Annotated in this window: 22 protein-coding genes and 1 pseudogene; 18 read left to right on the top strand and 5 right to left on the bottom strand. The window is 64.6% G+C overall.

What is annotated here, in order from left to right; all coding sequences use genetic code 11:
• The first annotated feature begins 94 nt into the window (after window positions 1-94).
• Entirely contained in the window at window positions 95-1,750 is a 1,656-nt protein-coding gene (locus P6U30_RS23395) for a choline dehydrogenase (RefSeq protein ID WP_407165254.1), read from the top strand.
• On the opposite strand, the pseudogene P6U30_RS23390 reads toward P6U30_RS23395, so the two are convergent.
• From P6U30_RS23390 to P6U30_RS23380, 3 genes and pseudogenes are all read right to left on the bottom strand, one after another.
• Window positions 1,716-2,075: pseudogene (locus P6U30_RS23390) on the bottom strand (class II aldolase/adducin family protein); the annotation flags it as partial. The gene P6U30_RS23395 and the pseudogene P6U30_RS23390 sit on opposite strands and share 35 nt — an antisense overlap.
• A gap of 10 nt (window positions 2,076-2,085) precedes the next feature.
• On the bottom strand, window positions 2,086-2,934 hold the full coding sequence (locus P6U30_RS23385; protein WP_407165253.1) for a TIGR01459 family HAD-type hydrolase: 849 nt from the start codon (window positions 2,932-2,934) through the stop codon (window positions 2,086-2,088).
• Entirely contained in the window at window positions 2,931-4,211 is a 1,281-nt protein-coding gene (locus P6U30_RS23380; protein ID WP_407165252.1) for an FGGY-family carbohydrate kinase, read from the bottom strand. The genes P6U30_RS23385 and P6U30_RS23380 overlap by 4 nt, the downstream gene beginning before the upstream one ends.
• Before the next feature lie 188 nt (window positions 4,212-4,399).
• On the opposite strand from P6U30_RS23380, the gene P6U30_RS23375 reads away from it, so the two are divergent.
• From P6U30_RS23375 to P6U30_RS23330, 10 genes are all read left to right on the top strand, one after another.
• Window positions 4,400-5,389, top strand: coding sequence for a sugar-binding transcriptional regulator (locus P6U30_RS23375; RefSeq protein ID WP_407170520.1), 990 nt, complete (start codon window positions 4,400-4,402; stop codon window positions 5,387-5,389).
• A gap of 22 nt (window positions 5,390-5,411) precedes the next feature.
• On the top strand, window positions 5,412-6,851 hold the full coding sequence (locus tag P6U30_RS23370) for an extracellular solute-binding protein (protein ID WP_407165251.1): 1,440 nt from the start codon (window positions 5,412-5,414) through the stop codon (window positions 6,849-6,851).
• A 103-nt stretch (window positions 6,852-6,954) separates the two neighbouring features.
• A complete protein-coding gene (locus P6U30_RS23365; protein ID WP_407147149.1) occupies window positions 6,955-7,887 on the top strand; it encodes a carbohydrate ABC transporter permease in 933 nt (310 codons plus the stop codon).
• Window positions 7,888-7,900: 13 nt separating this feature from the next.
• Window positions 7,901-8,758 (top strand): carbohydrate ABC transporter permease, encoded by an 858-nt coding sequence (locus P6U30_RS23360; protein ID WP_407165250.1) that lies wholly within the window; start codon window positions 7,901-7,903, stop codon window positions 8,756-8,758.
• 4 nt (window positions 8,759-8,762) lie between these two features.
• On the top strand, window positions 8,763-9,866 hold the full coding sequence (locus P6U30_RS23355; RefSeq protein WP_407165249.1) for an ABC transporter ATP-binding protein: 1,104 nt from the start codon (window positions 8,763-8,765) through the stop codon (window positions 9,864-9,866).
• Between the two features lie 16 nt (window positions 9,867-9,882).
• Entirely contained in the window at window positions 9,883-10,998 is a 1,116-nt protein-coding gene (locus P6U30_RS23350) for an ABC transporter ATP-binding protein (protein ID WP_407170519.1), read from the top strand.
• Between the two features lies 1 nt (window position 10,999).
• Entirely contained in the window at window positions 11,000-12,580 is a 1,581-nt protein-coding gene (locus tag P6U30_RS23345) for an FGGY family carbohydrate kinase (RefSeq protein WP_407165248.1), read from the top strand.
• Window positions 12,573-13,613: a 2-hydroxyacid dehydrogenase gene (locus tag P6U30_RS23340; protein ID WP_407165247.1), complete on the top strand. Its 1,041-nt coding sequence runs from the start codon at window positions 12,573-12,575 to the stop codon at window positions 13,611-13,613. The genes P6U30_RS23345 and P6U30_RS23340 overlap by 8 nt, the downstream gene beginning before the upstream one ends.
• A gap of 19 nt (window positions 13,614-13,632) precedes the next feature.
• Window positions 13,633-14,370, top strand: a complete 738-nt coding sequence (locus P6U30_RS23335) for a class II aldolase/adducin family protein (protein WP_407165246.1) — start codon at window positions 13,633-13,635, stop codon at window positions 14,368-14,370.
• Complete coding sequence (locus tag P6U30_RS23330) at window positions 14,367-15,875, top strand: glycerol-3-phosphate dehydrogenase (protein WP_407165245.1); 1,509 nt, start codon at window positions 14,367-14,369, stop codon at window positions 15,873-15,875. Before P6U30_RS23335 ends, P6U30_RS23330 begins: the two co-directional genes overlap by 4 nt.
• A 547-nt stretch (window positions 15,876-16,422) precedes the next feature.
• On the opposite strand, the gene P6U30_RS23325 is transcribed toward P6U30_RS23330, so the two are convergent.
• Window positions 16,423-16,632, bottom strand: a complete 210-nt coding sequence (locus P6U30_RS23325; RefSeq protein ID WP_407165244.1) for a hypothetical protein — start codon at window positions 16,630-16,632, stop codon at window positions 16,423-16,425.
• A gap of 113 nt (window positions 16,633-16,745) precedes the next feature.
• Here P6U30_RS23325 and dinB point away from each other — a divergent pair, with 113 nt between their 5' ends.
• From dinB to P6U30_RS23290, 7 genes are all read left to right on the top strand, one after another.
• Window positions 16,746-17,996 carry a DNA polymerase IV gene (gene dinB, locus P6U30_RS23320; protein WP_407165243.1) on the top strand — a complete coding sequence of 417 codons (1,251 nt, stop codon included), beginning with the start codon at window positions 16,746-16,748 and terminating at the stop codon, window positions 17,994-17,996.
• A 304-nt stretch (window positions 17,997-18,300) separates the two neighbouring features.
• Complete coding sequence (locus tag P6U30_RS23315) at window positions 18,301-19,005, top strand: energy-coupling factor ABC transporter ATP-binding protein (RefSeq protein ID WP_407165242.1); 705 nt, start codon at window positions 18,301-18,303, stop codon at window positions 19,003-19,005.
• Complete coding sequence (locus P6U30_RS23310) at window positions 19,002-19,625, top strand: energy-coupling factor transporter transmembrane component T family protein (RefSeq protein ID WP_407165241.1); 624 nt, start codon at window positions 19,002-19,004, stop codon at window positions 19,623-19,625. Before P6U30_RS23315 ends, P6U30_RS23310 begins: the two co-directional genes overlap by 4 nt.
• A complete protein-coding gene (locus P6U30_RS23305; RefSeq protein ID WP_407165240.1) occupies window positions 19,625-20,179 on the top strand; it encodes a biotin transporter BioY in 555 nt (184 codons plus the stop codon). Before P6U30_RS23310 ends, P6U30_RS23305 begins: the two co-directional genes overlap by 1 nt.
• Window positions 20,176-21,663, top strand: a complete 1,488-nt coding sequence (locus tag P6U30_RS23300) for an AMP-binding protein (RefSeq protein WP_407165239.1) — start codon at window positions 20,176-20,178, stop codon at window positions 21,661-21,663. Before P6U30_RS23305 ends, P6U30_RS23300 begins: the two co-directional genes overlap by 4 nt.
• Window positions 21,660-22,793, top strand: coding sequence for a thiolase family protein (locus P6U30_RS23295; RefSeq protein WP_407165238.1), 1,134 nt, complete (start codon window positions 21,660-21,662; stop codon window positions 22,791-22,793). Before P6U30_RS23300 ends, P6U30_RS23295 begins: the two co-directional genes overlap by 4 nt.
• Window positions 22,794-22,799: 6 nt before the next feature.
• Window positions 22,800-23,261 carry a MaoC/PaaZ C-terminal domain-containing protein gene (locus tag P6U30_RS23290; protein WP_407165237.1) on the top strand — a complete coding sequence of 154 codons (462 nt, stop codon included), beginning with the start codon at window positions 22,800-22,802 and terminating at the stop codon, window positions 23,259-23,261.
• A 343-nt stretch (window positions 23,262-23,604) separates the two neighbouring features.
• On the opposite strand, the gene P6U30_RS23285 is transcribed toward P6U30_RS23290, so the two are convergent.
• Complete coding sequence (locus P6U30_RS23285; protein ID WP_407165236.1) at window positions 23,605-24,618, bottom strand: NADPH:quinone oxidoreductase family protein; 1,014 nt, start codon at window positions 24,616-24,618, stop codon at window positions 23,605-23,607.

The following is a 24,618-nucleotide window of genomic DNA, read 5'->3' as shown; positions in this document are numbered from 1 at the left end:
AAGCTGGAGCTCGGACCTCGCCGGATAGACGAGGTGCAACCGCGGGCGGACCAATTGTTGATGGCTATCGGCGGATAAGAAGACGGAGGAGAGCATGGTGGATTACGTCATTGTCGGCGCGGGCTCCGCCGGATGCGTCCTGGCAAACCGTCTGTCGGCTGTCCCGGAGAGTGACGTCGTCCTGCTCGAGGCCGGTGGCAAGGACACAAATCCATTCATCCACATGCCGGCGGGATATCTCGCCCTGATGAAATCTGGCAGTGTCGACTGGCACTATCACACCGAGCCGCAGCCGCATCTGGACAACCGGGTGTTGTTCTGGCCGCGCGGCAAGGTGCTGGGTGGGTCGAGCTCGATCAATGGCATGGTCTATATCCGCGGCCACGCGTCCGACTACGACATGTGGGCGCAACTCGGCAACCGCGGCTGGTCCTATGCAGATTGCCTGCCATACTTCATTCGCTCCGAGGGGCGCGAGGCCGGCGCCGACGATTATCATGGTGGCGATGGCCCGTTGCGCACGAGCCGTCTGCCGGAGTTGACACATCCGCTGACCAAGGCTTGGTTCGAGGCCGGAAGACAGGCAGGATTTCGCGCCAACGACGATTTCAACGGTGCCGAACTCGAAGGCTTCGGCCCCGTCGACAGCACCATTGCGGACAGCAGGCGTGCCAGTGCCGCGTGGTGCTATCTGCATCCGGTCATCAACCGTCCCAATCTCAAGGTGATCACGAAGGCGCTCGTCTCCCGCATCCTGGTCGCGGGCGGACGCGCCGTCGGCGTCGAATATATCAGGAACGGACAGGTCCATACCCTGAAGGCGGAACGGGAGGTGATCCTGTCGGGCGGTGCGATCAACTCGCCGCAACTGCTGCAGTTGTCAGGAATTGGCGACGGAGACTACCTGACGTCGCTCGGCATCAAGGTGGTCCACGAGCTCAAGGGCGTTGGACAGAATCTGCAGGATCATCTCGCCTGCGGTGTGAAGCAGCGGTGCACCCAGCCGATCTCGTTCCTCAAGCACACCAAGCCGCTCGGGGCCACCAAGGCCTTCATCCAGTACGTGCTGACCAGGACGGGTCCTGCGACCTCACATGGTCTGGAAGCCATGGCGTTCCTCAAATCGCAACCCGATCTCGTTGCGCCGGATCTCCAGTTTTTTTTCGTCCTGCTGATCTATGGCGATCACGGCCGCAAGATCGTGGACGAGCACGGCTTCATGGCCTACTTCAACATCGCACGGCCGCAGAGCCGCGGCAGTATCATGATCAGGTCGGCTGATCCGCTGCAACATCCCGCAATCCGTCCGAACTATCTGGAGGCGCCGGAGGATGTGCGCAACATGCGCGACGGCATCAAGATCGGCCGCGAGATCATCGCCCAGAAGGCCTTTGATCCCTATCGGGGAACGGAATATGCCCCGGGCTCTCGTGCGACATCGGATGCGGATATCGACAGCTATGTCCGGCAGAGCTGCGAGACGATCTATCATCCGGTAGGCACCTGCAAGATGGGGTCCGATCCGCTCGCCGTCGTCGACGAGCGCCTCTGCGTCCGCGGGATCGAGGGGCTCCGGGTGATCGACGCATCGATCATGCCGCGATTGGTCTCAGGCAACACCAATGCACCGACGATCATGATTGCGGAGAAGGGCGCCGACTTCATCCTCGGCCGGCAGCCCCTTGCCGCGGCAGCGCGAGGCGGTGTGGAAGCCACGCTGCGGTCCGCACCGCCCATGCGATCGTGTTGACGGAGTGAACGTGAAGCACGACCGGATGCGGCATGAGAGCATGCAGCGAGGTCTCGATCGAGGCGCGCAATGCTGTTTCCGCGCCATGAGCGAGCGGCACGCGTTCGTCGCCTCGCTCCAGCGCCGCGCGTGCGGCGGACAGCGAAACCGGAACGAAGATATCCTTGTCGTTGGCGTCCGCCAGCCAGGTCCCGGACGCCTTGACCCAAAGCACGTCGCCATCCTTGATCGACGAGTTGCCGCCGGCGCCCTGCACGAGCAGGATGTTCCTGCCGACGCGGGCCGACATGCTGCGGAGGTCGTCGAGTCGCGCGGGCTGTTGCATTGTCTGGATCTCACCAGGCTAGATGATTCATCGTCCAGTTCGGGGTGCGGGCGTCTCCTTCTGGCCCGGATTGATCGGTCACAAGGCGATCTCTGTGCACTCCTGCACGGAGAAACAGCGTCAACATGCCGGCCGCGCGTGCACCGGCGATATCGTGATCGAGCGAATCGCCAATCATCAGGACGCGCGCCGGCGCCGGATGGCCTAGCCGGTCAAGCGCCGCCGCGAAGATCGGCATATGCGGTTTGCCGACGAACGTCACATGTCCGCCGAGTGCCTGGTAGAAGCGCGCCAAGGCGCCCGGTGCAGGCATCAATCCGTTGGCGCCGAACATGGTGAGGTCGGGATTGGCGCACAGCATCGGTAGTCCGCGTGCCGCGGCCCGGGCGAGGCGTTGGCGCCACTGTTCGGGTTCGGCCGCGGCATCATCGAGCCCTGCGAGCAGAACGAACTCGGCATTCTCGATATCGTCCACGACATCGAGATCGAGCCCGTCGACGATCGTGCGGTCGCCACCGCGCGAAATCAGCAAGCATGCGTGGCCAAGCTCTTTGAACGGTGCCTGCGTGCGTGATTTCAAGCCGGTCCAGGTGACTTCGCCCGACGTCAAGATCCCGTCATAAGCTTCCGTGGGCAGTCCAAGCGAGGCAAGCCGCTGCGCGTTGTTGCTTGCGCGCTTGCCGGAATTCGACAGTACCAGCACGCGTTTCCCGGCATCGCGCAGCCGCGTCACGCAGTCTCGGGCCCGCGGGAAGATTGAGCGCCCCTCGTGAAGTGTGCCCCATTGGTCGAGCAGCACGTGATCGAAGTGCTCGATAATCGTGCCAAGGCCTGCGATGTCGATCGGCCCGTCTCTCATTGCGGACCGCCCCGCAGGGCGAGCAGGGCCGCACCATAGCTGGCTTCGGTTTGCTCGGCGACCGTCACGGGCACACCGAGACGCCGATGCCTGATTGCGGTCCACGCATCGTTCCTTGCGCCGCCGCCAATGCTGATGACACGGCGAAGCGGCGGCGCTCCGAGGCGGGAGAGTTGCTGATAGGCGAGGGCCTCGACCGCGGCGATGCCCTCGAGCAGAGCCTGGAAGAAGCGGTGATCCTCGGGCGGACGCGGCGTGACCCGTGCCGGCAGTGCCGGATCGGCGATCGGAAATCGCTCGCCCGGTTTGGCGAGGGGGTAGTAGTCGAGGCCGGTCGGTTCGTCAGGGTTCAACTGTGGCGTCAGCCGCTCCATCTCCGCGGCGCTGAAATGGGCCAGCAGCGCGCCGCCGCCGGAGTTTGAAGCGCCGCCGGCGAGCCAACTGTCGCCGAGCCGGTGCGAATAGACGCCCTGATTGGCGGCGAAGATCGGTGTCGTCGCCAGCAGCTTCACCACCAGCGTCGTGCCGAGCGAGGTGACCGCATCGCCCGGAGCATCGGCGCGGGTGGCGATGAAGGCGGCGACGCCATCGGTGGTGCCGGCTGCGATGCGAGCCGATCGCGGCAGGCCGAGTGTGGCCGCGACCGTCGGGTCGATATCCGCAAATGGTGTTCCCGGCACCAGAACCTTCGGCAGCAACTCGCGCGGCACGTCGAGCCGGTCGAGCCAGTCCGGCCAAGTCCGCGTGATCGGATCATATCCGAGCTTCAGCGCGTTGTTCTCGTCGCTGATGCCGTGGCGTCCGGCAAGGCGCCCCGCAATCCAGTCGGCCTGATGAACCGCAAAGCGGACATTCCGACGCTCCGTGTGGTGCAACAGATGGAGCAGCTTCGCCAGCGCGCTGCTCGCGCCGTGAGCGCCACTTTCCGGAGGAGCCACCTCGGAAATGCGCGCAGCCTCCGTTGAGGCGCGCGCATCGTTATACATGAGGCCCGCTGTGCGCGGTTGGCCGGCCGCATCGATCAGGAGCAGGGTGCCCGAGGTGCCGTCGACCGAAATTCGCTCGATGTGTGTGAGATCGATCTTGCCGCCAAGTTTGCGGATGGCGGCATCGGCCGCATGCCACCACAGTTCCGGATCCTGATCGATCGCACTGCCGTCTTGCCGTGGCGACGGCAGGGCAACGGAGTCCATTCCCCTGATATCGCCATGCGCGTCGATCGCGCAGGCGCGGACACCACCCGTTCCGACGTCAATTCCGAGGAATAAACCTGGCATTCGACCTCACCGCGATTGGCGATCTCGTGACCTCCGATCAACTCCGTCCAAGAGCGGCGGTTGTCTGATCGCACTGCAGCACGTTTGGGGGATTGACGTCCCGACCCACGTCTGCAATTTTTTGCAGCGTCTGAATAATTTTGCAAGCGGGCTTTTGCGGCGTGAGCATCTCCCTCGACAGGCTGCCGATGGTTGATGGCGAAGCCTCGCTCGCGACGCGGGCGGCGTGGCTTTACTTTGCTGCCGGGCTCACCCAGTCCGAGGTTGCCGACCGGCTCAACATCCAGAGCACCAAGGCGCATCGGCTGATCGCGCGGGCGAGCCGCGAAGGCATGATCCGTGTCTTCGTCGAGGGACCCGTGGCGGAATGCGTGGCGTTGGAGAATGCCTTGGCCGAACGCTACGGCCTTGCGTTCTGTCGCGTGGCGCCGGATCTCGGCGAGGGCGACCTGCCGCTGAAGGCGCTCGCGCTCGAAGGGGCGAGCTTCCTGCGGCAGCTCCTCGAGCGTGGCGAGCACCGGATCATTGGCGTCGGCCACGGCCGTACGCTCGCAGCCGTGGTCGAGCAGTTGCCGCAGACGCCGACCCGCGACGTGCAGTTCGTGTCGCTGCTCGGCGGTCTCACCCGCAAGTTCGCCGCCAACCCGTTCGACGTCATTCATCGGCTGGCGGAGCGGACGGGGGCCGAGGCGTACCTGCTGCCGGTGCCGGTGTTCGCCAATTCGGTCGCGGACCGCGCCGTGTTGATGCAGCAATATGGCATTGCCGAGGTGTTTGCGCTGGCGCGCCAGGCATCCTTGCTGTTCGTCGGCATCGGGCAAATCCACAGCGACGGGTTTCTGGTCTCAAGCGGCATGATCAAGCCGGATGAGGTCGTCGAGTTGAAGCGTGTCGGCGCCTGCGCCGATTTGCTCGGACGTTTTTTCAGCGCCGACGGCCGGATCCTGGACATCGATCTGTCCGCGCGCGCCACGTCGATGGAGGCAGCGGATCTCAGGGCGCATCGCATCGTCGCGATTGGCGGCGGGCCGGCCAAGGTGACTGCATTGCGCGCGGTGCTGCGCAGCGGCCTTCTGCACGGCCTCATCATCGATGAGGCCACCGCTCAATCACTCGCTACCGACAAGCCGGAGGCAACATCCGGCAAGACCAGAAACAAGGGTCCTAAGGGAAAGTAAACGCGCACAATGGGAGGTTACAATGTACGATCGAGAGAAGAATCTATTCGACTCCTACGCCGCCAAGCGCATTAGCCGGCGTGATCTGCTGGATGGCGCCGCCAAGCTGGGCATCGCCGGCGTCGCTGCCAATGCCGCCTTTGCGTCCTCGATATCGCGCGCGATGGCCGCGGACTTCAACTGGAAGGCCTATAGCGGCAAGTCGGTCAAGCTGCTGCTGAACAAGCATCCCTACGTCGATGCGATGATCGGCGATCTCGAGGCGTTCAAGACTCTCACCGGGATGAACGTCACCTATGACATCTTCCCGGAAGACGTCTACTTCGACAAGGTGACCGCGGCGCTGTCGTCGAAGTCGGATCAGTACGACGCCTTCATGACCGGCGCCTACATGACCTGGACATATGGTCCGGCCGGCTGGATCGAGGATCTCAACACCTACATCAAGGATCCCGCCAAGACCAACCCGGCCTTTGCCTGGGACGACGTGCTGCCGGGCCTGCGCGCCTCGACGGCGTGGGACGGTGTTGCCGGCTCCGAGCTCGGTTCAGGCAAGGCCAAGCAATGGTGCATTCCCTGGGGCTACGAGCTCAACAACATCACCTACAACCGCAACATCTTCGATAAGGTCGGCGTCAAGCCGCCGAAAAATCTCGACGATTTGCTCGAAGTCGCGGCAAAAATCACCAAGGACGCGGGTGGGCCCTATGGTGTCGGCGTGCGCGGTTCACGCTCCTGGGCAACCATCCATCCGGGCTTCCTGTCCGCCTATTCGAACTTCGGCCAGAAAGACTTCGTGATGGAAGGCGGCAAGCTGAAGGCCGCGATGAACACCAAGGCGTCGAAGGAGTTTCACGAGAAATGGGTCAAGATGATCCAGACCTCGGGCCCGAAGAACTGGTCGACCTACACCTGGTATCAGGTCGGGACCGACCTTGGCGCGGGCGCATCCGGCATGATCTTCGATGCCGACATCCTCGGCTATTTCATGAACGGCGGCGACAACAAGGAGAAGGGGCATCTCGGTTACGCCGCGTTTGCCGCCAATCCGGCGGCCAAGGCGCCGACCCCGAATGTCTGGATCTGGTCACTCGCGCTCTCGAGCTTCTCCAAGCAGAAGGATGCGGCGTGGCTGTTCATGCAGTGGGCGGCGTCGACCGAGCACGATCTGTTCGGCGCGCGCAAAATGGACTTCGTCAATCCAGTGCGTGCCTCGGTGTGGAAGGACAGCGAGTTCCGGGACCGCATTGCCAAATCCTATCCGGGCTATCTCGAGCAGCATGATGTGTCATCGCCCGGCGCCAAGATCTACTTCACGGCGCAGCCACTGTTCTTCGACCTGACCACCGAATGGGCCGCATCGTTGCAGAAGATGGTGGCCAAGGAGGTGAGCGTCGACGAGGGCCTCGACAAGCTCGCCGAGAGCATCAATCGCCAGCTCAAGCAGGCCGGCCTCGGTTGACGTCTTGCGTGGTGCCCTGATTCCTCCGCACCACGACAACCCGCCGGTCCGGACGGCAAGCCGATCCGGACCGGCGATGTTGCAGCGAAGAAGTGATCTTGTCATGAGCACGGTCCAGCTTTCCCAGACGAACGCGGTCCCCCGCCGCAGCCCTCGGCCGCGCGGACGCATTCTGCCTTACCTCCTGAGCCTGCCGGCTCTGCTCGTCTGCATCGCCATCCTGGTGCCGTTCGTGACAGCGGCGGTCTATTCGTTGCAGCGCTACCGGCTGAACCTGCCTTATCTGCGCGGCTTCATCTGGGCCGACAACTACATCGACTTCCTCTCGGACCCCGCCTTCTGGAACACGCTGCGGATCTCGCTGGTTTACACCGCGCTGACTGTGGTGCTGGAGCTTCTGCTCGGCCTCGGAATCGCCTTGCTGTTGCGGCGTCCGACCCGTTTCCACAACGCGGTGTCGATCGTACTGCTGTTGCCGCTGATGACGGCTCCGGCCATCGCCGCGCTGATGTGGAAGCTGATGACCAATCCGGGCTTTGGGATCCTGTCCTATCTGGTCAGCCTGTTCGGCGTCCATGATTTCAAGTGGGCGTCCGATCCGTCGACGGCGCTGTTCACCGTGGTGCTGGTCGACGTCTGGGTTTACACCCCCTTCATCATGATCCTGCTGCTGGCTGGACTGCGTTCGCTGCCACGCCAGCCGTTCGAGGCGGCTGCGCTCGATGGAGTGCCGGCGAGCTTCGTGTTCTTCCGCATCACGCTGCCGATGCTCGCACCCTACATCATCACGGCGTCGCTGTTCCGCCTGCTCGATTCCATCCAGCAATTCGACATCATCTATGCGATGACTCAAGGCGGCCCGGGCGACCGGCTGATGGTGTTCCAGGTCCAGGCCTATCTGGAGTTCTTTCAGTACACCAATGTCGGACGTTCGGCAGCGCTGCTGATGATCCTGTGGCTCGTCACCAACATCCTGTCGAACATCTTCATCAAGAACTGGCTGCGGCTGCGTGCGCGCGCCCATGGTCACGCGTAACGAGGAGGCGGCGATGGATCACTCCAGTCTGGCAGGTCGCGTCTTCCGCGGTGTGGCGCTCGCGCTCGTCCTGGTGTTCTTCATGTTTCCGATCGTCTGGATCTTTCTAATGTCCTTCCAGACCAACGAGCAAATTCTGCGAATTCCGCCGCATATCCTGTTCGAGCCGACGCTTGCCAACTATCAGGCGCTGATCTCGGGGCAGCTTCGTACTACGGCCGGCAATCTCGAGATCTCCTTCATGCGCAACCTCATGAACAGCTTCGTGCTGTCGAGCGCCGCGGTGATCCTGGCGCTGCTGCTCGGCGTGCCCGCGGCCTATGCTTTCGCCCGCTTCAAGTTCCGCCTCGGTGAGTCCATCGCCTTCACGCTGCTGTCGTTCCGGTTCGCGCCGCCGCTGCTCGTGCTGTTGCCGTTGTCGCTCTATTACCAGCAGCTCGGGCTCAGCGACACCTACTTCGGCATCGTCTGGGTGTATCAGCTCATCGCGCTGCCTCTGATCCTGTGGATCGTGCGCGGCTATTTCGAGGATATCAGCCCTGACATTGAGCACGCCTACCGCCTGGCCGGACATTCCTGGCGCGAAACGTTTACGCGCATCGCGGTGCCGCTCGCAGGTCCCGGTATCGCAGCCGCTGGCCTGCTGTCCTTCATCTTCTGCTGGAACAATTTTGTCTTCGCGCTGATCCTGGCATCCGCCGACAAGCAACCGGTGACCGTGGGCGCACTGGCGTTCGTCACGGCATCCGGTATCCAGTATGGACAGATCGCGGCGGCGATCGTGCTGTCCGTCACGCCGACCCTTCTGCTTGCGCTTTACGCGCAGCGCTATCTGGTCGAAGGTCTGTCGCTCGGCGCGGTGAAAGGCTGAAGGCATGGCGCGTCTCGACATCAACGCCCTCGGCAAGTCGTTCGGTCCAGTGCGCTGCGCCGATGCGTTGTCCTTCACTGTCGAACCCGGCGAGATCGTCGCGGTGTTCGGGCCGTCGGGCAGCGGCAAGACGATGCTGCTGCGCATGATCGCGGGCATGTACGAACCCGACGAGGGCGATATCCTGGTCGGCGGCCGGTCGATCGTAGGCGCGCCGCCGGAGCGGCGCGGGGTCGGCATGGCCTTCCAGAACTTTGCGCTGTTTCCGCACATGACGGCGCGGGACAACATCGCAAGCGGCCTGCGCGCGAAGGCAGGTGATGCCGACGTCACCTCGCGCGTCAAGTCGATCAGCAGGCTTCTCAAGATCGAGCACGTCCTTGGTCACATGCCTCGGGAATTGTCGAACGGGCAGAAGCAGCGCACTGCGCTGGCGCGTGCCCTGATCGGCAATCCGGATGTTCTGTTGCTGGACGATCCGCTTCGCAACGTCGACGCCAAGCTTCGTTACGAGATGCGATTGGAGCTTCCGAGTCTGCTACGCCGGAGTTCCGCCGCGGTCCTCTATGTCACGCAAGACTATCGCGAGGCGATGGCGATCGCGGACCGGATCGCCGTCCTGGTTCGGGGCCAGCTTGTGCAACTCGCACGACCGGCGGAGGTCTACGCAAAGCCGGCATCGGTTGCGGTGGCGCGGCTGTTTGGCGATCCCAGCATCAATCTTGCCGAAGTCGATCCTGAAGTCGGGCAGGGAGGACTGAGCGCCGAGATAGCGGGAACGAGAGTGCGGCTCGATTCGGCGGATCAGCCGGCCGCTCATGGTCCCTGCTGGCTCGGTATTCGTCCCGACGATCTTGCGATCAGCCGCGATCCCGGAGATGACGCCATTCCCGCCAGGGTCGTCGCGATCACGCCAATGCACGAGCGGAACGTGTTGCTGCTGCGCCTTGCCGATGGCTCCGAATGGTTGGCCGCGTTACCGCCTGATGCGTCGGCCGCGAGCGCGGACGACGATGTCTTCGTTCGGTTCGCACCGCAGGCGGCACTCCTGTTCGATCGCGCATCCGGGCTCCGCGTCGGTCAATCCGATCATCGGCAGGCGGCGTGAAGAAGGCGGAATGACTATGGGCATGCTCGAGATCCGGAATGTCGACAAGGTTTACCGCAGTCGCGGCAAGCCGCCCGTCCATGCTGTCCGCGCGCTCGATATGGAAGTCGGAAAGGGCGAGATCGTCGCGCTGCTCGGGTCCTCGGGCTGCGGCAAGACCTCGACGTTACGCATGATCGCAGGCTTTGAGAGCGTCACCTCGGGAGCGATCACGTTGGGCCAGCGGCGCATCGACGAACTGCCGCCGGCGAGGCGCAAGGTGGCGATGGCCTTCGAAGGCTATTCGCTGTATCCGCCGCTCACGGTTCGCGAGAACATCGCGTTCGCGCTTAAGGCGCAGCAGTTGTCGCACAGCGAGGTCACGCGCCGCGTCGATGCGATCGCGCGGCTGGTCGAGATTGAGGACACGCTCGACAAATATCCGCGCTCGATCTCGGGCGGCCAGCAGCAACGCGTATCGCTGGCGCGGGCGCTGGTGCGCGACGCCGATCTTTATTTGCTCGACGAGCCGATGGGGCAACTGGAGCCTCAGCTCCGGGCCGTGCTGCGCGGGCGGATCAAGGGCTTGCTGGCGGAGCGCGGCATGACTGCGATCTTTGTCACCCACGACCAGACGGAGGCCAGCGCGCTCGCCGATCGCATCGCCGTGATGGAGGATGGCGTACTCCAGCAGTTCGCGAGCGAAAAGGAGCTGAAGAGCCGACCTGCGAATCTGTTCGTGGCAAGCTTCATCGGCGAACCTCCGATGAACCTGCTCGAGACCGACGTGGCGGCCGCGGATGGCGGTTTCCGCCTGTCTGTCGGCTCGGATATTGCCTTGCACCTTGCTGGCGGCGCACTCGATAAGGCCGCCCAGCGCGCGCTCGAGCAGAACAAGCGGGTCCGGGTCGGCATCCGGCCGCAGAAGATTGCGGTCGGAGCGGGTGAAGCGCGGCTGCGCGTAATCTCAAATCAATGGTTGGGCGATCAGTCGCATGTCGCCGGTGAATGCGCGGGTCATGTCCTGATCGCGGTGACGTCAAGCCGGGTCGCGGCGCGGCCTGGAGACATCATTCCGTTCGGGCTCGAGCCGCGGCATCTGCATATGTTCGGCGCCGACGGAGCCTGCATCCGCCATGCGGAGGCCGTCTAAGATGTCGATCCCGCAGAGCCGCGACGTGATTATCGGCATCGATGCCGGAACATCGCTGATCAAGGCCGTCGCCTTCACGCGAGACAGTCGACAGCTCGCGGACTTCTCGTTGCCTAACACGTACGGCACGTTGCCAGGTGGCCGTGTCGAGCAGGATATGGCGCGGACCTGGAATGACACCGTCGCCGCGCTGCGCGGGCTGGTGGCGGCCGTGCCGGATCTGCCGTCGCGGATCGCTGCGATCGCGGTCACAGGGCAGGGCGACGGCACGTGGCTGATTGATGACGATGGCCGACCGGTCGCGCCAGCGTTGCTCTGGCTGGATTCCCGGGCAGCAAGTCTGGTGGAAGACATCCGCTCCAGCGATCGCAACACGGCCCTCTATCAGCGGACGGGCTCGGGGCTGAACGCCTGCCAGCAGGGCGCCCAGCTCGCCTGGTTGCAAGCCCACGCGCCGGAGACGCTGTCGCAGGCAAGCACGGCCTTTCATTGCAAGGACTGGCTCTATTTTCTGCTCACCGGCCAGCGCGCGACCGATCCGTCGGAAGCGAGCTTTACATGCGGGAATTTCCGCAAGCGTGGGTTCGATGCGGAGACGGCGAGGCTCATCGGCATCACTGATTGCACGGCGCTTTTTCCAGACGTTGTCGACGGTGTCTCGACGACGCATCCACTGAACGCTGGGGCGGCGCTGGAGACAGGACTTCCGCAGGGCGTACCGGTTTCCCTTGGTTATGTCGACGTGATCTGCAATGCGTTGGGGGCTGGGCTCTACGATCCGGCGCCGGACGTCGGCTGCACCATCATCGGATCGACCGGCATGCACATGCGGCTCGCCCCACGCGCCGATGCCGTCGTGCTGAACACCGAGGCGACCGGCTACACCATGCCGTTCCCTGTGCCCGGTCACTATGCCCAGATGCAGTCCAACATGGCTGCCACGCTGAACATCGATTGGCTCATCGATCTGGCGCGCGACCTCTTGGCCGCTGAGGGAGTGACGCGTTCGCGCGCCGACTTGATCCGGCGGCTGGATGAGCGTGTGCTCGGGGCGCGGCCCGGCGAACTGCTGTTTCATCCTTTCATCTCGGATGCCGGAGAGCGCGGTCCATTTGTTTCGCATGAGGCCTGTGCTCAATTCTTGGGATTGCGCTCCCGTCACGGCTATTGGGACCTGATGCGAGCCGTGATGGAGGGGCTCGCCTTCGCTGCACGTGATTGCTATGCGGCGATGGGCTCGTTGCCGCGTGACCTGCGGATCACCGGCGGCGCGGCGCGAAGTCGCGCCCTCGGCGCGATCCTGGGCGCCGCGCTTGAGTGCAATGTCCGCGTTTGCAACCGCGGTGAAGCCGGCGCTGCAGGTGCTGCCATGATCGCGGCGGTCGCGACCGGCATATATCCTGATATGGCGGCGTGCGCCGAGGACTGGGTGACACCCTGTCTCAACCCGGCGCAAACGCATGATCCGGAGCTGGCTTCGCTCTATTCGCGGATGTTCCCGGCCTATCTCGGCGCAAGGCTGGCCGCGCCGCCCGTCTGGAAGCAACTCGCAGCGCTGCGGACAGGAGGCGGCCATGTCTAGAACCATCGCCATCATCGGCGACCGCTTCATGCTGCCGTCGGTCTTTGCCGAGCGGATCAGGGCGGCTTGCGGCGACGCTGTCGACATTCGCATCCTGGAGCAGCCATGGCCCGACGAGCCGATGGAGCATGGCTATGCCGGCTCCAAGCTCGATGGCTTGAAGGAGTTCATGGGTGATCCAAGCGAGATCGCCGACTTCATTGCCGATGCACCAATGCTTGTGACGCATTTGGCGCCGATATCGCGATCGATACTGGAGCGGCTGCCGAATCTCAAATTCATCGCGGTCTCGCGCGGCGGTCCGGTCAACATCGACATGCAGGCGGCGCGGGATCACCGGGTGCTTGTCGTCAATACTCCTGGCCGCAACGCGAGCGCGGTGGCCGAGTTCACGATCGGCGCCATTCTCGCCGAAACGCGGCTGATCCGCAGCGGCCATGAAGCCCTGCGTGGCGGCGAATGGCGCGGCGACCTCTATCGCGCCGACCGGACAGGCCGCGAGCTCGGCGAGATGACGGTCGGTGTCGTCGGCTATGGCGCGATCGGCAGCCGCGTGGTGAGGCTACTCAAGGCGTTCGGCTGCAAGATCCTGGTGGCCGATCCCTATGTTCAGCTCACGGCACAGGACCGTAACGACGGTGTCGAGCATGTCGCGCTGACGGACCTTCTGGCGCGTGCCGACGTAATCAGCCTGCATGCAAGGGTCACGGCCGAGACGACCGGATTCATCGATCGCGCGGCGCTCGCGCGGATGAAACCGGATGCGGTCTTCATCAATACCGCGCGCGGCCCGCTGGTCGATTATGAGGCGCTCTACGAAGCGTTGTCCACCGGACGGCTTGGCGGCGCGATGCTTGACACATTCGCGGTCGAGCCGGTGCCGGCCGACTGGCCGCTGCTGCAATTGCCCAATGTCACGCTGACGCCGCATATCGCCGGCGCTTCCGTGCGTACCGTGACGTTTGCCGCCGATCAGGCGGCCGAGGAGGTTCGCCGCTTTCTGGCCGGCGAGCCGCCGCTCAATCCGTGCTGAAGACGAAAGGTGCCTTGATATGACCCGTGAGGAACGAGAGCTGCGCGAAGCAATCATCACCAAGTGCCGGTGGATGAATGCGTCGGGTCTCAACCAGGGAACGTCAGGCAACATCTCCGCCCGCTACAAGGACAGGATGTTGATCACGCCGTCGGCCACGCCCTATGACGCGATGAAGCCCGAAATGATCGCATCGATGCCGCTCGAGGGCGAGTATGGGGCGTGGGAAGGGCCGCTGCAGCCCTCCACCGAATGGCGCTTCCATCTCGACATCATGCGCGGCCGGCCCGACGTCGGCAGCGTCGTGCACACCCATTCGACCTACGCCACGGTGCTCGCCATCGCACGCAAGTCGATTCCCGCCTGTCACTACATGATGGCCGCATTCGGCGGCCACGACATTCGCTGCGCGGGCTATGCGCGCTATGGCACGGCGGAGCTGTCCGAACTCGCGCTCGCCGCACTCGAGGGTCGCAACGGCTGCCTGCTGGCCAATCACGGCATGATTGCCGTCGGCCCGAACCTGGACAAAGCAATGTGGCTCGCGGTCGAGCTCGAGACCATCGCGCGTCAATATTATCTCTCGCTTGCGCTCGAGACCCCGCACATTCTCAGCGAGGACCAGATCGCGGAAACGGCGCAGGGATTTTCGACTTATGGTCTCCAGGCGCCGAAGCCAAAGCCCGCGAAGGCGCGCACGGCTGGAAAAGCCGCAGCCCGCCGGCGGGTCGACAAGAAGCGCAGCGGGACGCGATGACTGCAGCCGCACCGGGCACGGGCAGCGACCACGGGCTCGTCGATGTCGCCATCATCGGTGGCGGCATCAATGGCGCCGGCATTGCCCGGGATGCGGCCGGCCGCGGCCTCAAGGTCTTGCTGTGCGAGAAGGATGACTTTGCCGAGGGCACCTCGTCGCGCTCGGGCAAGCTCGTGCATGGCGGGCTACGCTACCTCGAATACTACGAATTTCGGCTGGTCCGCGAGGCCCTGATCGAGCGGGAGGTGCTGCTGGCGTCGGCGCCGCATATCATCTGGCCGATGCGGTTCGTGCTGCCGCACTCACCCGAGCAACGGCCGGCGTGGCTGGTGCGGACCGGGCTGTTTCTCTACGATCATCTCGGCGGCCGCAAGCAACTCCCGCCGAGCCGCGGGCTCGATCTGTCCCGGGTGCCTGAGGGCGCGCCGCTACGTCCCGAATTTCACCGTGGCTTCGAGTATTCGGATTGCTGGGTCGACGATGCCAGGCTCGTGATTCTCAATCTGATCGATGCCGCCCGCAACGGCGCCCAGATATTGCCGCGAACGCGCGCGGTGGGCGCGCGGCGCGAGGGAGAGAGCTGGCGCCTCGAGATGCTGGCTGAGGACGGCCGCCTGCAGGTGGTGCGCGCGCGAGCGCTTATCAATGCGGCAGGCCCGTGGGTCCGCTACGTCGTGCAGGGCGTCGCAGGGTTGAACTCGGCGCACAATGTGCGGCTGGTCAAGGGCAGCCATGTCGTCGTGCCGAAGTTCTGGAGCGGTCCGCAGGCCTATCTGCTTCAGAACGAGGATCGCCGCGTCATCTTCGTCAACCCCTACGAGGGCGATCTCGCGCTGATCGGGACCACGGATATTCCCTATGACGGCCGCGCGGAGGACGTCGCGATCGACGGCGGCGAGATTGCCTATCTGCTCGGGATACTGCGCCGCTATTTTCGCGCGTCCCCGTCCGAAGAGGATATCGTGCACGCCTTTTCCGGCGTGCGACCACTCTATGACGATAATTCCGCGAACCCTTCCGCAGTGACGCGAGACTACGTTTTCGAAGTTCATGGAACGACGGAGCAGCCGCCGCTGCTCGCGATCTTCGGCGGCAAGATCACGACCTATCGCCGGCTCGCCGAGCACGCACTCGGTCGATTGCAGCCCTGGTTTCCCTTGATGTCATCGGCGTGGACGGCGCGAAAGCCGCTGCCGGGCGGCGACATCGGCGGCACCTTCGAGGGCTTTGCGACGGATCTGGCACGCGCCTATGCCGATCTGCCTCAACGGGTCGTCCATCACTATGCGCGCCTGTACGGTACGCGCGCACGCGATCTTCTTGGATCGGCACGCAGCGTGGCCGACCTCGGCCGCCATTTCGGCGGCAATTTCTACGAGCGCGAAGCTGTCTATCTCCGCGAGACCGAGTGGGCGACAAGGGCCGCTGATTTTCTTGAAAGGCGCACCAAGCACGGCCTGCACCTGACGCGCGCGCAACGCGACAGCTTTGCAAGCTATCTGTGAACGCCGCTGTGCTCCTAAAGCGCAATGAGATTGGGTTGAACTGGTGGCAGTCACCGCCTTAAGAGTGCCGCAGCGCCGAATTCATGCCGGCCTAGTAGGCCGTCGGCATCGCACCGTGCCGCTTGAAGAACTCCTGCGCTCTGCGCCAGAGCGTCGGCGCTACAACACTTCGACAGCACCGGGTGATGGTGCACACGATTCGATCCACGTCATCGCCCGCGCATGCTGGTGATCCAGTATTCCAGAGAAGCTGGTGCTTGAACCGAGAGGCCGCGGCGTACTGGATGGCCCGCCTGCGCGGGCCATGACGACTGCGAGAGAATGTCTATCCGTATTCTCGCGACATGATTTGTCCGAGCCTTGCATCTCGTTCCGCCATCAAGAAAGAAAGTGGGTGAGTGCCAGATCAAGTTCGGTCCGGTGCACTCACCCACTTTCATTCAAAGCGGGTCGACGACTTCACGCCGGTCCGAACTTGCAATGACAGAGTTGTATCCGCTCCTCGCAGTTCAAGGAGCAAAATCTATCGATGCCCCGAAGGCGAGGCCTAATCCCGCGCACGCCCTGTGCGTCGTCCGCGCGTGTAACCCTTCGAGGTCGCCGCGCAGATGTCCTCGAGTTCGGCCTCGAGAAGCCCCTTGGCGACGATCAGTGCGCGGACGGCGGCACGCGGATCGCCGTCGCACACCGCGATCACTTGATCGGCCACCGTGTCCAGCGGATCGCGCCTTTGCTGCGTCTTTGAAACGGCCGGCATGCCTAGAGCTTCCCGATTGACCGGCCTTGATGATGTTCCTATTTTGTTCTCATGTCAATCGCGGCCCTGCGATAGCGGCATCAAGTTTTGGTCAGCACAGGTGAGGGGTTGGGATGGCAACAGCAGGCACCATCCTCCACGCCGACCTGGATGCATTTTATGCGTCGGTTGAGCAACTGCTCGATCCATCCTTGCGCGGCCAGCCCATCGCCGTCGGTGGCGGAGTGGTGCTTGCCGCTTCGTACGAAGCGAGGGCGTTTGGAATCCGCGGCGGCATGTCGGGACGGCAGGCGCGCGAGCTGTGTCCGCAGCTCATCTTTGTCGGTGGCCACTTCAAGGACTACCAGCGGTTGGGTGACGCCGCCATCAGGGTGCTCGGTGATTTCACACCGCTCGTGGAGCGCATCTCGATCGATGAGGCCTTTGCCGATGTTGCCGGCTGCACTCATCTGTTCGGCACGCCCGCCGAAATCGCGGCGGCGATCCGCCGGCGCGTGCGGATCGAGCTTGGCCTGCCGATCTCGGTGGGCGTCGCGCGCACCAAGCACCTCGCCAAGATCGCCTCGCAGGTTGCCAAGCCTGACGGGCTCGTGGTGGTCGATCCCGCCCGTGAGCTGGAATTCCTGCATCAACTGCCGGTCGAATTGATGTGGGGCGTGGGCCCGGTCACCAAGGCTCGGCTGGCGGCGGTCGGCGTGTCGACGATCGGGCAGCTTGCCAAATTGCCCGGCTGGTCGCTCGAGCGGTTGCTCGGACCGGCCGCGGGGCAAAAACTGTCAGAGCTGGCCTGGAATCGTGATCCGCGGCAGCTCAAGCCTCACCGTCGGGCTCGATCGGCTGGCGCGCAGTCGGCGATCGGCAGGAAGCCCGCCGTTGAGCGCGTCATCCGGCCGACACTGCTTCACCTCGCGGACCGCGTCGCCACCCGGCTCCGGGCAAAGTCCAGGCCCGGCCGAACGATTACGGTGCGCGTGCGCTTCGCCGACTTGAGGTCGGTGACGCGCTCGACCACGCTCGATGCGCCGATCTCCGCCACTGTGATCCTCGCCGAACTCGCCGAGGAATTGGTGGGTGCGATCCTGGCGGATCATCCGGATGAGACGATCATCTCGCTGTTGGCGATCTCCGTCTCGCATCTCGAGGAGCACTGGGATCTTGCGCTCGAGCTCCCGTTGTTTGGGCTTGACGATCAGGCCCGGCGTCCCGGCAGTAGGCTTGGCCTGGCGCGTTGGGCGGCGGACTGTGCCATCGACCGGATCCGCGATCGCTTCGGATGGGATGCGATCGGGTACGGCTCGGTGGTGCTTGGCTTCTCTCGTTCGGTGCCTGACGCGTTCCGCAAGCTGGCCGAGAAGGATCTGTAGCCAGTGACGGTATCGCGATCGCCGGTCTGGGTGCGGGGCAAGCCAGCCGGAAGTGTCAGCTATCTCCGTTCCCCAATACCCATGGATAAGTCCGCTCAGATCCTACACATCCACCATTCATTCGACCGGGTGGAGTTTTCGGCGCGCACGGGCTACTGGTGGCGGGCTTCCTGGCCTGCGACAGGGGCTTTGAGAACGGCCGAAGACTATGGGATTCCTCGATATTTTGCGGTCAAGGCGCAGCCCCGGCGGGCACCAGGGCGATGTGGGCGAGCCTCGCCCTGCGGCGCCGTCTGTTGGGGTCGTGTTCGATCAGGTTTGCCTCAGTCGGGGAGGCAACCGGATTTTCGATGGCCTGTCGCTCGAGCTGCGTGAGCGGCGAATTGGGTTGGTCGGCGACAATGGCTCGGGCAAGAGCACGTTGTTGCGCCTCGCCAACGGCCTGCTGTCGCCCGAACACGGCGAGGTGATCGTCAACGGACATCGCACGACGCGGGCGGGCAGGGAACCGCACGCCGATGTCGGATTCGTGTTTCAGAATCCGGACCATCAAATCATCTTTCCGACCGTCGGCGAGGAAGTCGCCTTTGGGCTGATCGAGAGTGGCCGGACCGCGGCTCAGGCCAGGCAGGCGGCGAGCGATCTAATGGCCGATCACGGCTGCGCCGAGTGGATCGATCACGCGATCCACGACCTGTCGGAGGGGCAAAAGCAACTCGTCTGCATCCTGGCGATTCTCGCGACAGAGCCGAAGATCGTGCTGCTCGACGAACCATTCTCCAGCCTCGACCTGCCGACGCGGCTGTCGCTGTCGGCAAGGCTTGCGCGGTTGCCGCAGCAGATCGTGATGGCGAGCCATGACCTCGATCTGCTGAACGACTTCGATCGGGTGATCTGGCTGGAGAAGGGCGAGGTGAGGGCCGACGGCACGCCTTCGCAGGTGCTCCCGGAATACCGAGCGCACGCCGCCGCGCGGGGCGCGTTGATGCTGGAGAGCGGCGCGGCATGATGGGCGGGTATCTATCCCGCGCGACGTGGCTGCATCGGCTTCCGGCGGGTCTCAAGCTCCTCGCCGTCGCGGGCATCAGCATCGTGCTGTTGCCGATGCAGGACTGGCGGCTGCTCGCGCTCTGCCTCGCTGTTGTTGTCGGCGTCTATGCGGCGCTCGGCCGCGATGCCATGCGGCGGCTCGGCCTGCTGAGGCCGCTTGTTCCGCTGCTCGTGATCGTCGGTGGCTTGCAGGGCATATCCAGCCGGTGGGACGAGGGAGCCAGCGTGGTGCTGCGACTCCTGGTCATGGTGCTTGTCGCCGATCTCGTCACGATGACGACGACGATGTCGGCGTTGATGGAAGCCGTTGAGCCGCTGTTCCGGCTGCTGCGCCCGCTGGGTATCAACTCCAAGAAGATCGCGTTGTCGGTCGCGCTGGTGCTGCGTTTCATTCCGGTGCTGCTGGCCAACTGGCACGCACGCGAAGAGGCGTGGCGGTCGCGGTCACAGCGACGCGTTCCGCTTCGCATTGTTGTCCTGTTCCTGATCGAAACACTGCGACTTGCCGACCACGTCGCCGACGCGCTCGATGCGCGCGGCTACGGCCGCGCGGATCGCCAACCCAAAGGATCACGCTGATGGACTCGCGCGCCATTGCTCGAATCTCGCTGCTCGCTGCCATGATCGCAGTGCTCGGCCTGCTGCCGACGTTTCATCTCCCGTTGGCCGGCGGCGTGCCGATCACGGCGCAAACGCTCGGCGTGATGCTTGCGGGCATTGTGCTCGGGCCGCGTCAGGGCGCGCTTGCCGTGGTGCTGCTGCTGCTCGTGGTCGCGCTTGGTGCGCCGCTTCTGGCGGGCGGGCGAGGCGGGCTGGGCGTGTTCTTCGCTCCTTCGACCGGCTTCCTGCTGGGCTGGATTCCCGGCGCTTTCGTCACCGGCGCCGTCATGCAGCGTCTCACCAAGGTGCCGGTGTTCGCCGCCGCATTCGCAGCCGCGATCGCCGGCGGAATCGTCGTCGTCTATGGCTGTGGCATCGTCGGTCTCATGATCGTGGCGCACATGGGGGCGCTGCAGGCGCTGCTGGCCACCTCGGTGTTCCTGCCGGGTGACCTCGTCAAGGTGGTTGCCGCGGCGTTCCTGACCAAGGCCGCCGAACAGGCCTATCCGGCCGCGCTCGGGTATCGCGCGTGAGCATCACGGAGCCGCTGTCGCATCACGCCGCGCGAACGCCGGACCGCGCCGCACTGGTATTCGAGGAGCAGCGGATCTCCTGGCGAGATCTCGACCACGAGGTCAATCGATTGGCGAGCGTCATTGCCGCCGCGACTCCGGCAGGCAGCGGCGTCGCGCTGCATCTGCCGACCGGCCCCGCACTTGCGCTGCTGTTTCTCGCGGTTGCGCGCGCCGGGCGCGAGGCGCAGGTGCTGGATCCCGATTGGCCGGCCGAGATGACGCGCGCGATCCTGGCGCAGCTATCCTCTGCTTTGCTGATCAGCTTCGATGCCCGGTTCGCCGGAGACCGGGCGATCGTCCTTGCCGATCCTCTGTCGTCCTTCACGCAGCTTGGGACGATCCTCGGCGCGGCGCCCGAAGCAATCCCGGTCGCCGCGCCGGATGGCCTCGAGCCCTTCTACGTCGGCTTTACCTCCGGATCGACCGGCCTTCCGAAAGGCTACCGCCGTCATCATCGATCGTGGACCGAGAGCATCCGCCACGACGCAAAGGAGTTTGGAATTGGCGCGGAGGACGTGATCCTCGCGCCCGGGACGCTCACCCACTCGCTGTTCCTTTATGCGCTCGTCCACGGGCTCAACGTCGGCGCCCGCGTCATTCTCTGCCGAAAATTCCGGCCCGACACGGTCGCGCGCCTGATCGAAGCCGAGCGTGCGACTGTGCTCTATGCTGTGCCGGCGCAGCTCCAGATGATCGTCAAGGCCGCGGGCGACGTTCCGCTCGTCTCGATGCGCTGGGTCTTGTCGTCCGGGGCCAAGCTGCCGGCGGAACAGCGCGAGCCGTTGCGGCGCGCGTTTCCCAATGCCCGCATCGCTGAGTTCTACGGCGCCTCGGAGACGAGCTTCATGACGGTGGCGAAGGCCGACGAAGGCAGTCCCGAAACATCGGTCGGCCGCGCCTTCTCAGGCGCCGTGGTGACGATCCGAGACCGTGCCGGCCGCTCCCTGCGGGCCGGAAAGACCGGCTACGTGTTCGTCGAGAGTCCGTTTCTGTTCATGAACTACGCCTGCGGTGAATCATCCGATCTGCTCCGTCGCGGCGATGCCGTGTCGGTCGGTGACATCGGCTACCTCGATGCTGATGGATTCCTGCATTTGGTCGGCCGCGCCAGCCGGAAGATCGTGACGTCCGGAAAGAACGTCTATCCCGAGGAAATCGAGCGAGTGCTGGAGCGTCACCCCGCGGTCGCGGCCGCGGTCGTGCTCGGCGCGCCCGACGCCAGCCGCGGCGAGCGATTAATCGGGCTGATCAACATGCGCGCGGATGCGATCGTAGCCGCGTCGGAGCTCATCGCTTACCTGCGCGCGGTGTTGCCGCTCTACAAGGTGCCGCGTGTCTATGCGAGTGTGCCGGAATGGCCACTGACGCGATCCGGGAAAACCGATTTCGACCGGCTGCGCCGGGCCTGGAGTGCGGGCACGATGGCGCGGAGACTATCATGAGCGCGGCTTTCATCGTTGCCGCGCGTCGCACCGGGGTCGTGCCGCGCGGCGGCGCGTTTGCCAGGGTCGAGGCCGTCGATCTGGCCGAAGCGTCCATTCGAGCGGTGCTCGACGACGCGGGTCTTCCACCGTCCGATGTCGACGAGGTGATCCTGGGCAACGCGCTGTATGGCGGCGGCAACCCGGCACGCGTCGCGGCGCTGAAAGCAGGATTACCCGTCGAGGTCCCGGCAAGCACGATCGACACCCAATGTTGCGCAGGCCTCGATGCGATCCTGCTGGGGGCCGCGCGCATCAAGGCCGGAGAAGCCGATGCCATCATCGCGGGCGGCGTCGAAAGCTTCAGCCGCAGTCCAATTCGCGCGCGCCGCCCGCTGGTTCCCGGTGAGGTCGCGCAGACCTACGACAGGCCGCCTTTCGCGCCCTGGCCGGAGCGTGATCCCGACATGATTCCGGCCGCCGCGATGCTCGCGGCGGAGTGGAACATCACGCGCGGTGATCAAGAGGCGTTCGCCATCGAGAGCCATCGCAAGGCTCTGGCTCGCGGCGTCCCGGCGCAGGAATTCGTGCCCGTCGCGGAGCATGCGGGAGATCCTTTTGCCCGCCGTCTGGCGGCCGGACTTTGTGCGCGGCTTCCCGTTCTTGCAGGAAGCGCGGCCTATGGCGTGACTGCCGCAACCGTCGCGGTCGAAGCCGATGCCGCCGCTGCGGTGCTGCTGGTGTCGGAGCGCACGCTGGCGTCCTTGCATTGCTCCACTCGCGTGATCCGTGTCGTCGGTGCCGGGCGGACGGGCGGTGATCCCGAGCGCCCGGGGTTGGCGCCGATCGAGGCTTCGCGCGCGGCTCTGCGTCGTGCGGGATTGACCACATGGTCCCTTTCTGTCGCAGAAATCATGGAGGCCTTCGCCGTTCAGGCCATGGCCTGTATCCGCGGGCTCGACCTCGATCCCGCTCGCGTCAATCCTGGCGGCGGCGCGCTGGCACGGGGGCATCCGATCGGCGCGTCCGGGGCGATCGTGGCAGTGCGCGCCTGGCATGAATTGCAGAGCATGCCTGCGGGGGCGAGCGGACTTGCGGCGATCGCCGCGGCAGGCGGACTTGGCTCCGCCGTGCTGCTTCGCGTGGAGTAGGGGCCCATGCCGGTTCGTGTCGACCGCCCCGCCGATCTTGCCGCGTTCGTCGGCGTCGGACTGCGGAGCGAGCCATTCGCACTTGCTCAGTCCGATGTCGATCGCTTCGTCGAACTCAGCGGTGATCGCCAGTGGATTCACTCCGATGTCGAGCGAGCCAAGCTGGAACTGCCGGGTGGTCGCACCATCGTGCCCGGCAATCTATTGTTGCTGCGGCTCCCGCGCCTGCTGCAAGAGACTTACAGCGTCACGCATTTCGAGAAATGCCTGGTCGCCGAATATCGCCATGTCCGCTTCAGGCATCCCGTCGAGACGAACGCGCCCTTGGTCCTGCAGGCCGAATTCCTCTCGGTCACGCCGGCGCGCAACTTTGTTCGTGTCGAAACCGCCTGCACAATTCACCTCGTCGAAACCCGCAAGGCTGCGCTGACGCTGACTGTCGTCGACGTCTTCTACGACGCGCGCTGAATCTGCCAATCACTGAGTTGCCCGACGGCGCGGGAGACATCGAGCAAGATCTACCCCACCGTCGTCCCGGCGAAGGCCGGGACCCATTACCCCAAATGTTCATTGTTGCGCAACGCCGGGGCCACAATCCCATTCATCACCAAGTGCGGTGGTTATGGGTCCCGGCCTTCGCCGGGACGACAGCAGTGGATGCGGCTCGGCTTTCGCCAGGGCGACCAGCGGAGACTGACGCGTACAACATCCGCTGTGGCGGTCGCGTGGCGACAGGAGTGGCCACGTCCGGCCGAAATCGAGCGTGCACAGGCCGCGATATGGCGCCAAGTCAGTCCGACGGCTTGTTCGGTCACGCCGCTTCTCCTGGGACAAGGACAACCTTGCCGATGACTTGCCTCTGCTCGACGCGTCGAAGGCCGTCGGCGAATTGCGCAAGGGGAAGCGTCTGGTCGACCGGAGCGCCGAGCTTTCCGGCCTCAAAGAGCGCAAACAGCTCGTGGAACAAGGTCCCGACTTGCGCGCGCAGGGCTGTGTCGGCCCTGGACTTGCCCCACGCCATGTAGAATCCCCAATAGAGACCGATCACCGTGAGGTTCTTCACCAGGACGATGTTGGCGGGTATCTGGGGGATGCGGCCGGAGGCGAAGCCGATCGGCAGGATGCGGCCGAGCGGGGCGATGCAACGTAGGGAATTGTCGAAGACGTCGCCGCCCACCGGATCGAATACGACGTCGGCGCCGCGCCCGTTGGTGAGCTCGAGAACGGCCTCGCGAAAATCCTGGCGCTTGTAGTCGATCGCGTGGTCCGCGCCGAAGCGCCTCGCAGTCTCGAGCTTGCGCTCGCCGCTCGCCGTCGCGATCACCCGCGCCCCGAGCGCACGGCCGATCTCGACTGCGGCCAATCCGCTTGCTCCGGCGGCGCCGTGGACGAGCAGGGTTTCGCCCGCCTTGAGGTTGGCACGCCAGGTCAGGCCCGCGTAGGCCGTCGCGTAGATGGTCGGAAACAGTGTCGCGCGCGCAAAGCTCAGCGCATCGGGAATTGCGAAGACGTTGCCGGCATCGACGAGGGCTTCCTCGGCAAATCCCCCCGAGGGCAATCCGGCACACACGCGGTCGCCGACGCTGAGCGGCGTTGCGGCATCGGAAGCGATTTCGGTGACGATGCCGGCGATCTCCGTTCCGGGAATGAAGGGCAGCGATGGTCGGTTCTGGTGCTTGCCTGCAATGAACAAGAGGTTTGCAAAGCTCACGCCGGCCGCGCGGACCGAGATGCGGATAGTGCCCGGCGCAAGAGACGGAGCGGGCACGTCTTCGAGACGCAAGTTGTCGATGCCGCCAAACTGATGTCCAACCACCGCGCGCAT

The sequence above is a fragment of the Bradyrhizobium sp. ORS 111 genome (genome assembly GCF_045571485.1).
In the GTDB taxonomy this organism is placed as follows: domain Bacteria; phylum Pseudomonadota; class Alphaproteobacteria; order Rhizobiales; family Xanthobacteraceae; genus Bradyrhizobium.
Note: the sequence above shows the minus strand (reverse complement) of the source record. Positions and strands in the feature narration are given on the sequence as shown.

Bases quoted from the DNA above. Each gene is read 5' to 3' on its own strand.
- P6U30_RS23395 (WP_407165254.1), top strand. From the start codon at position 95: ATGGTGGATTACGTCATTGTCGGCGCGGGCTCCGCCGGATGCGTCCTG.
- P6U30_RS23385 (WP_407165253.1), bottom strand. From the start codon at position 2,934: ATGAGAGACGGGCCGATCGACATCGCAGGCCTTGGCACGATTATCGAG.
- P6U30_RS23380 (WP_407165252.1), bottom strand. From the start codon at position 4,211: ATGCCAGGTTTATTCCTCGGAATTGACGTCGGAACGGGTGGTGTCCGC.
- P6U30_RS23375 (WP_407170520.1), top strand. From the start codon at position 4,400: ATGGTTGATGGCGAAGCCTCGCTCGCGACGCGGGCGGCGTGGCTTTAC.
- P6U30_RS23370 (WP_407165251.1), top strand. From the start codon at position 5,412: ATGTACGATCGAGAGAAGAATCTATTCGACTCCTACGCCGCCAAGCGC.
- P6U30_RS23365 (WP_407147149.1), top strand. From the start codon at position 6,955: ATGAGCACGGTCCAGCTTTCCCAGACGAACGCGGTCCCCCGCCGCAGC.
- P6U30_RS23360 (WP_407165250.1), top strand. From the start codon at position 7,901: ATGGATCACTCCAGTCTGGCAGGTCGCGTCTTCCGCGGTGTGGCGCTC.
- P6U30_RS23355 (WP_407165249.1), top strand. From the start codon at position 8,763: ATGGCGCGTCTCGACATCAACGCCCTCGGCAAGTCGTTCGGTCCAGTG.
- P6U30_RS23350 (WP_407170519.1), top strand. From the start codon at position 9,883: ATGGGCATGCTCGAGATCCGGAATGTCGACAAGGTTTACCGCAGTCGC.
- P6U30_RS23345 (WP_407165248.1), top strand. From the start codon at position 11,000: ATGTCGATCCCGCAGAGCCGCGACGTGATTATCGGCATCGATGCCGGA.
- P6U30_RS23340 (WP_407165247.1), top strand. From the start codon at position 12,573: ATGTCTAGAACCATCGCCATCATCGGCGACCGCTTCATGCTGCCGTCG.
- P6U30_RS23335 (WP_407165246.1), top strand. From the start codon at position 13,633: ATGACCCGTGAGGAACGAGAGCTGCGCGAAGCAATCATCACCAAGTGC.
- P6U30_RS23330 (WP_407165245.1), top strand. From the start codon at position 14,367: ATGACTGCAGCCGCACCGGGCACGGGCAGCGACCACGGGCTCGTCGAT.
- P6U30_RS23325 (WP_407165244.1), bottom strand. From the start codon at position 16,632: ATGCCGGCCGTTTCAAAGACGCAGCAAAGGCGCGATCCGCTGGACACG.
- dinB (WP_407165243.1), top strand. From the start codon at position 16,746: ATGGCAACAGCAGGCACCATCCTCCACGCCGACCTGGATGCATTTTAT.
- P6U30_RS23310 (WP_407165241.1), top strand. From the start codon at position 19,002: ATGATGGGCGGGTATCTATCCCGCGCGACGTGGCTGCATCGGCTTCCG.
- P6U30_RS23305 (WP_407165240.1), top strand. From the start codon at position 19,625: ATGGACTCGCGCGCCATTGCTCGAATCTCGCTGCTCGCTGCCATGATC.
- P6U30_RS23295 (WP_407165238.1), top strand. From the start codon at position 21,660: ATGAGCGCGGCTTTCATCGTTGCCGCGCGTCGCACCGGGGTCGTGCCG.
- P6U30_RS23290 (WP_407165237.1), top strand. From the start codon at position 22,800: ATGCCGGTTCGTGTCGACCGCCCCGCCGATCTTGCCGCGTTCGTCGGC.
- P6U30_RS23285 (WP_407165236.1), bottom strand. From the start codon at position 24,618: ATGCGCGCGGTGGTTGGACATCAGTTTGGCGGCATCGACAACTTGCGT.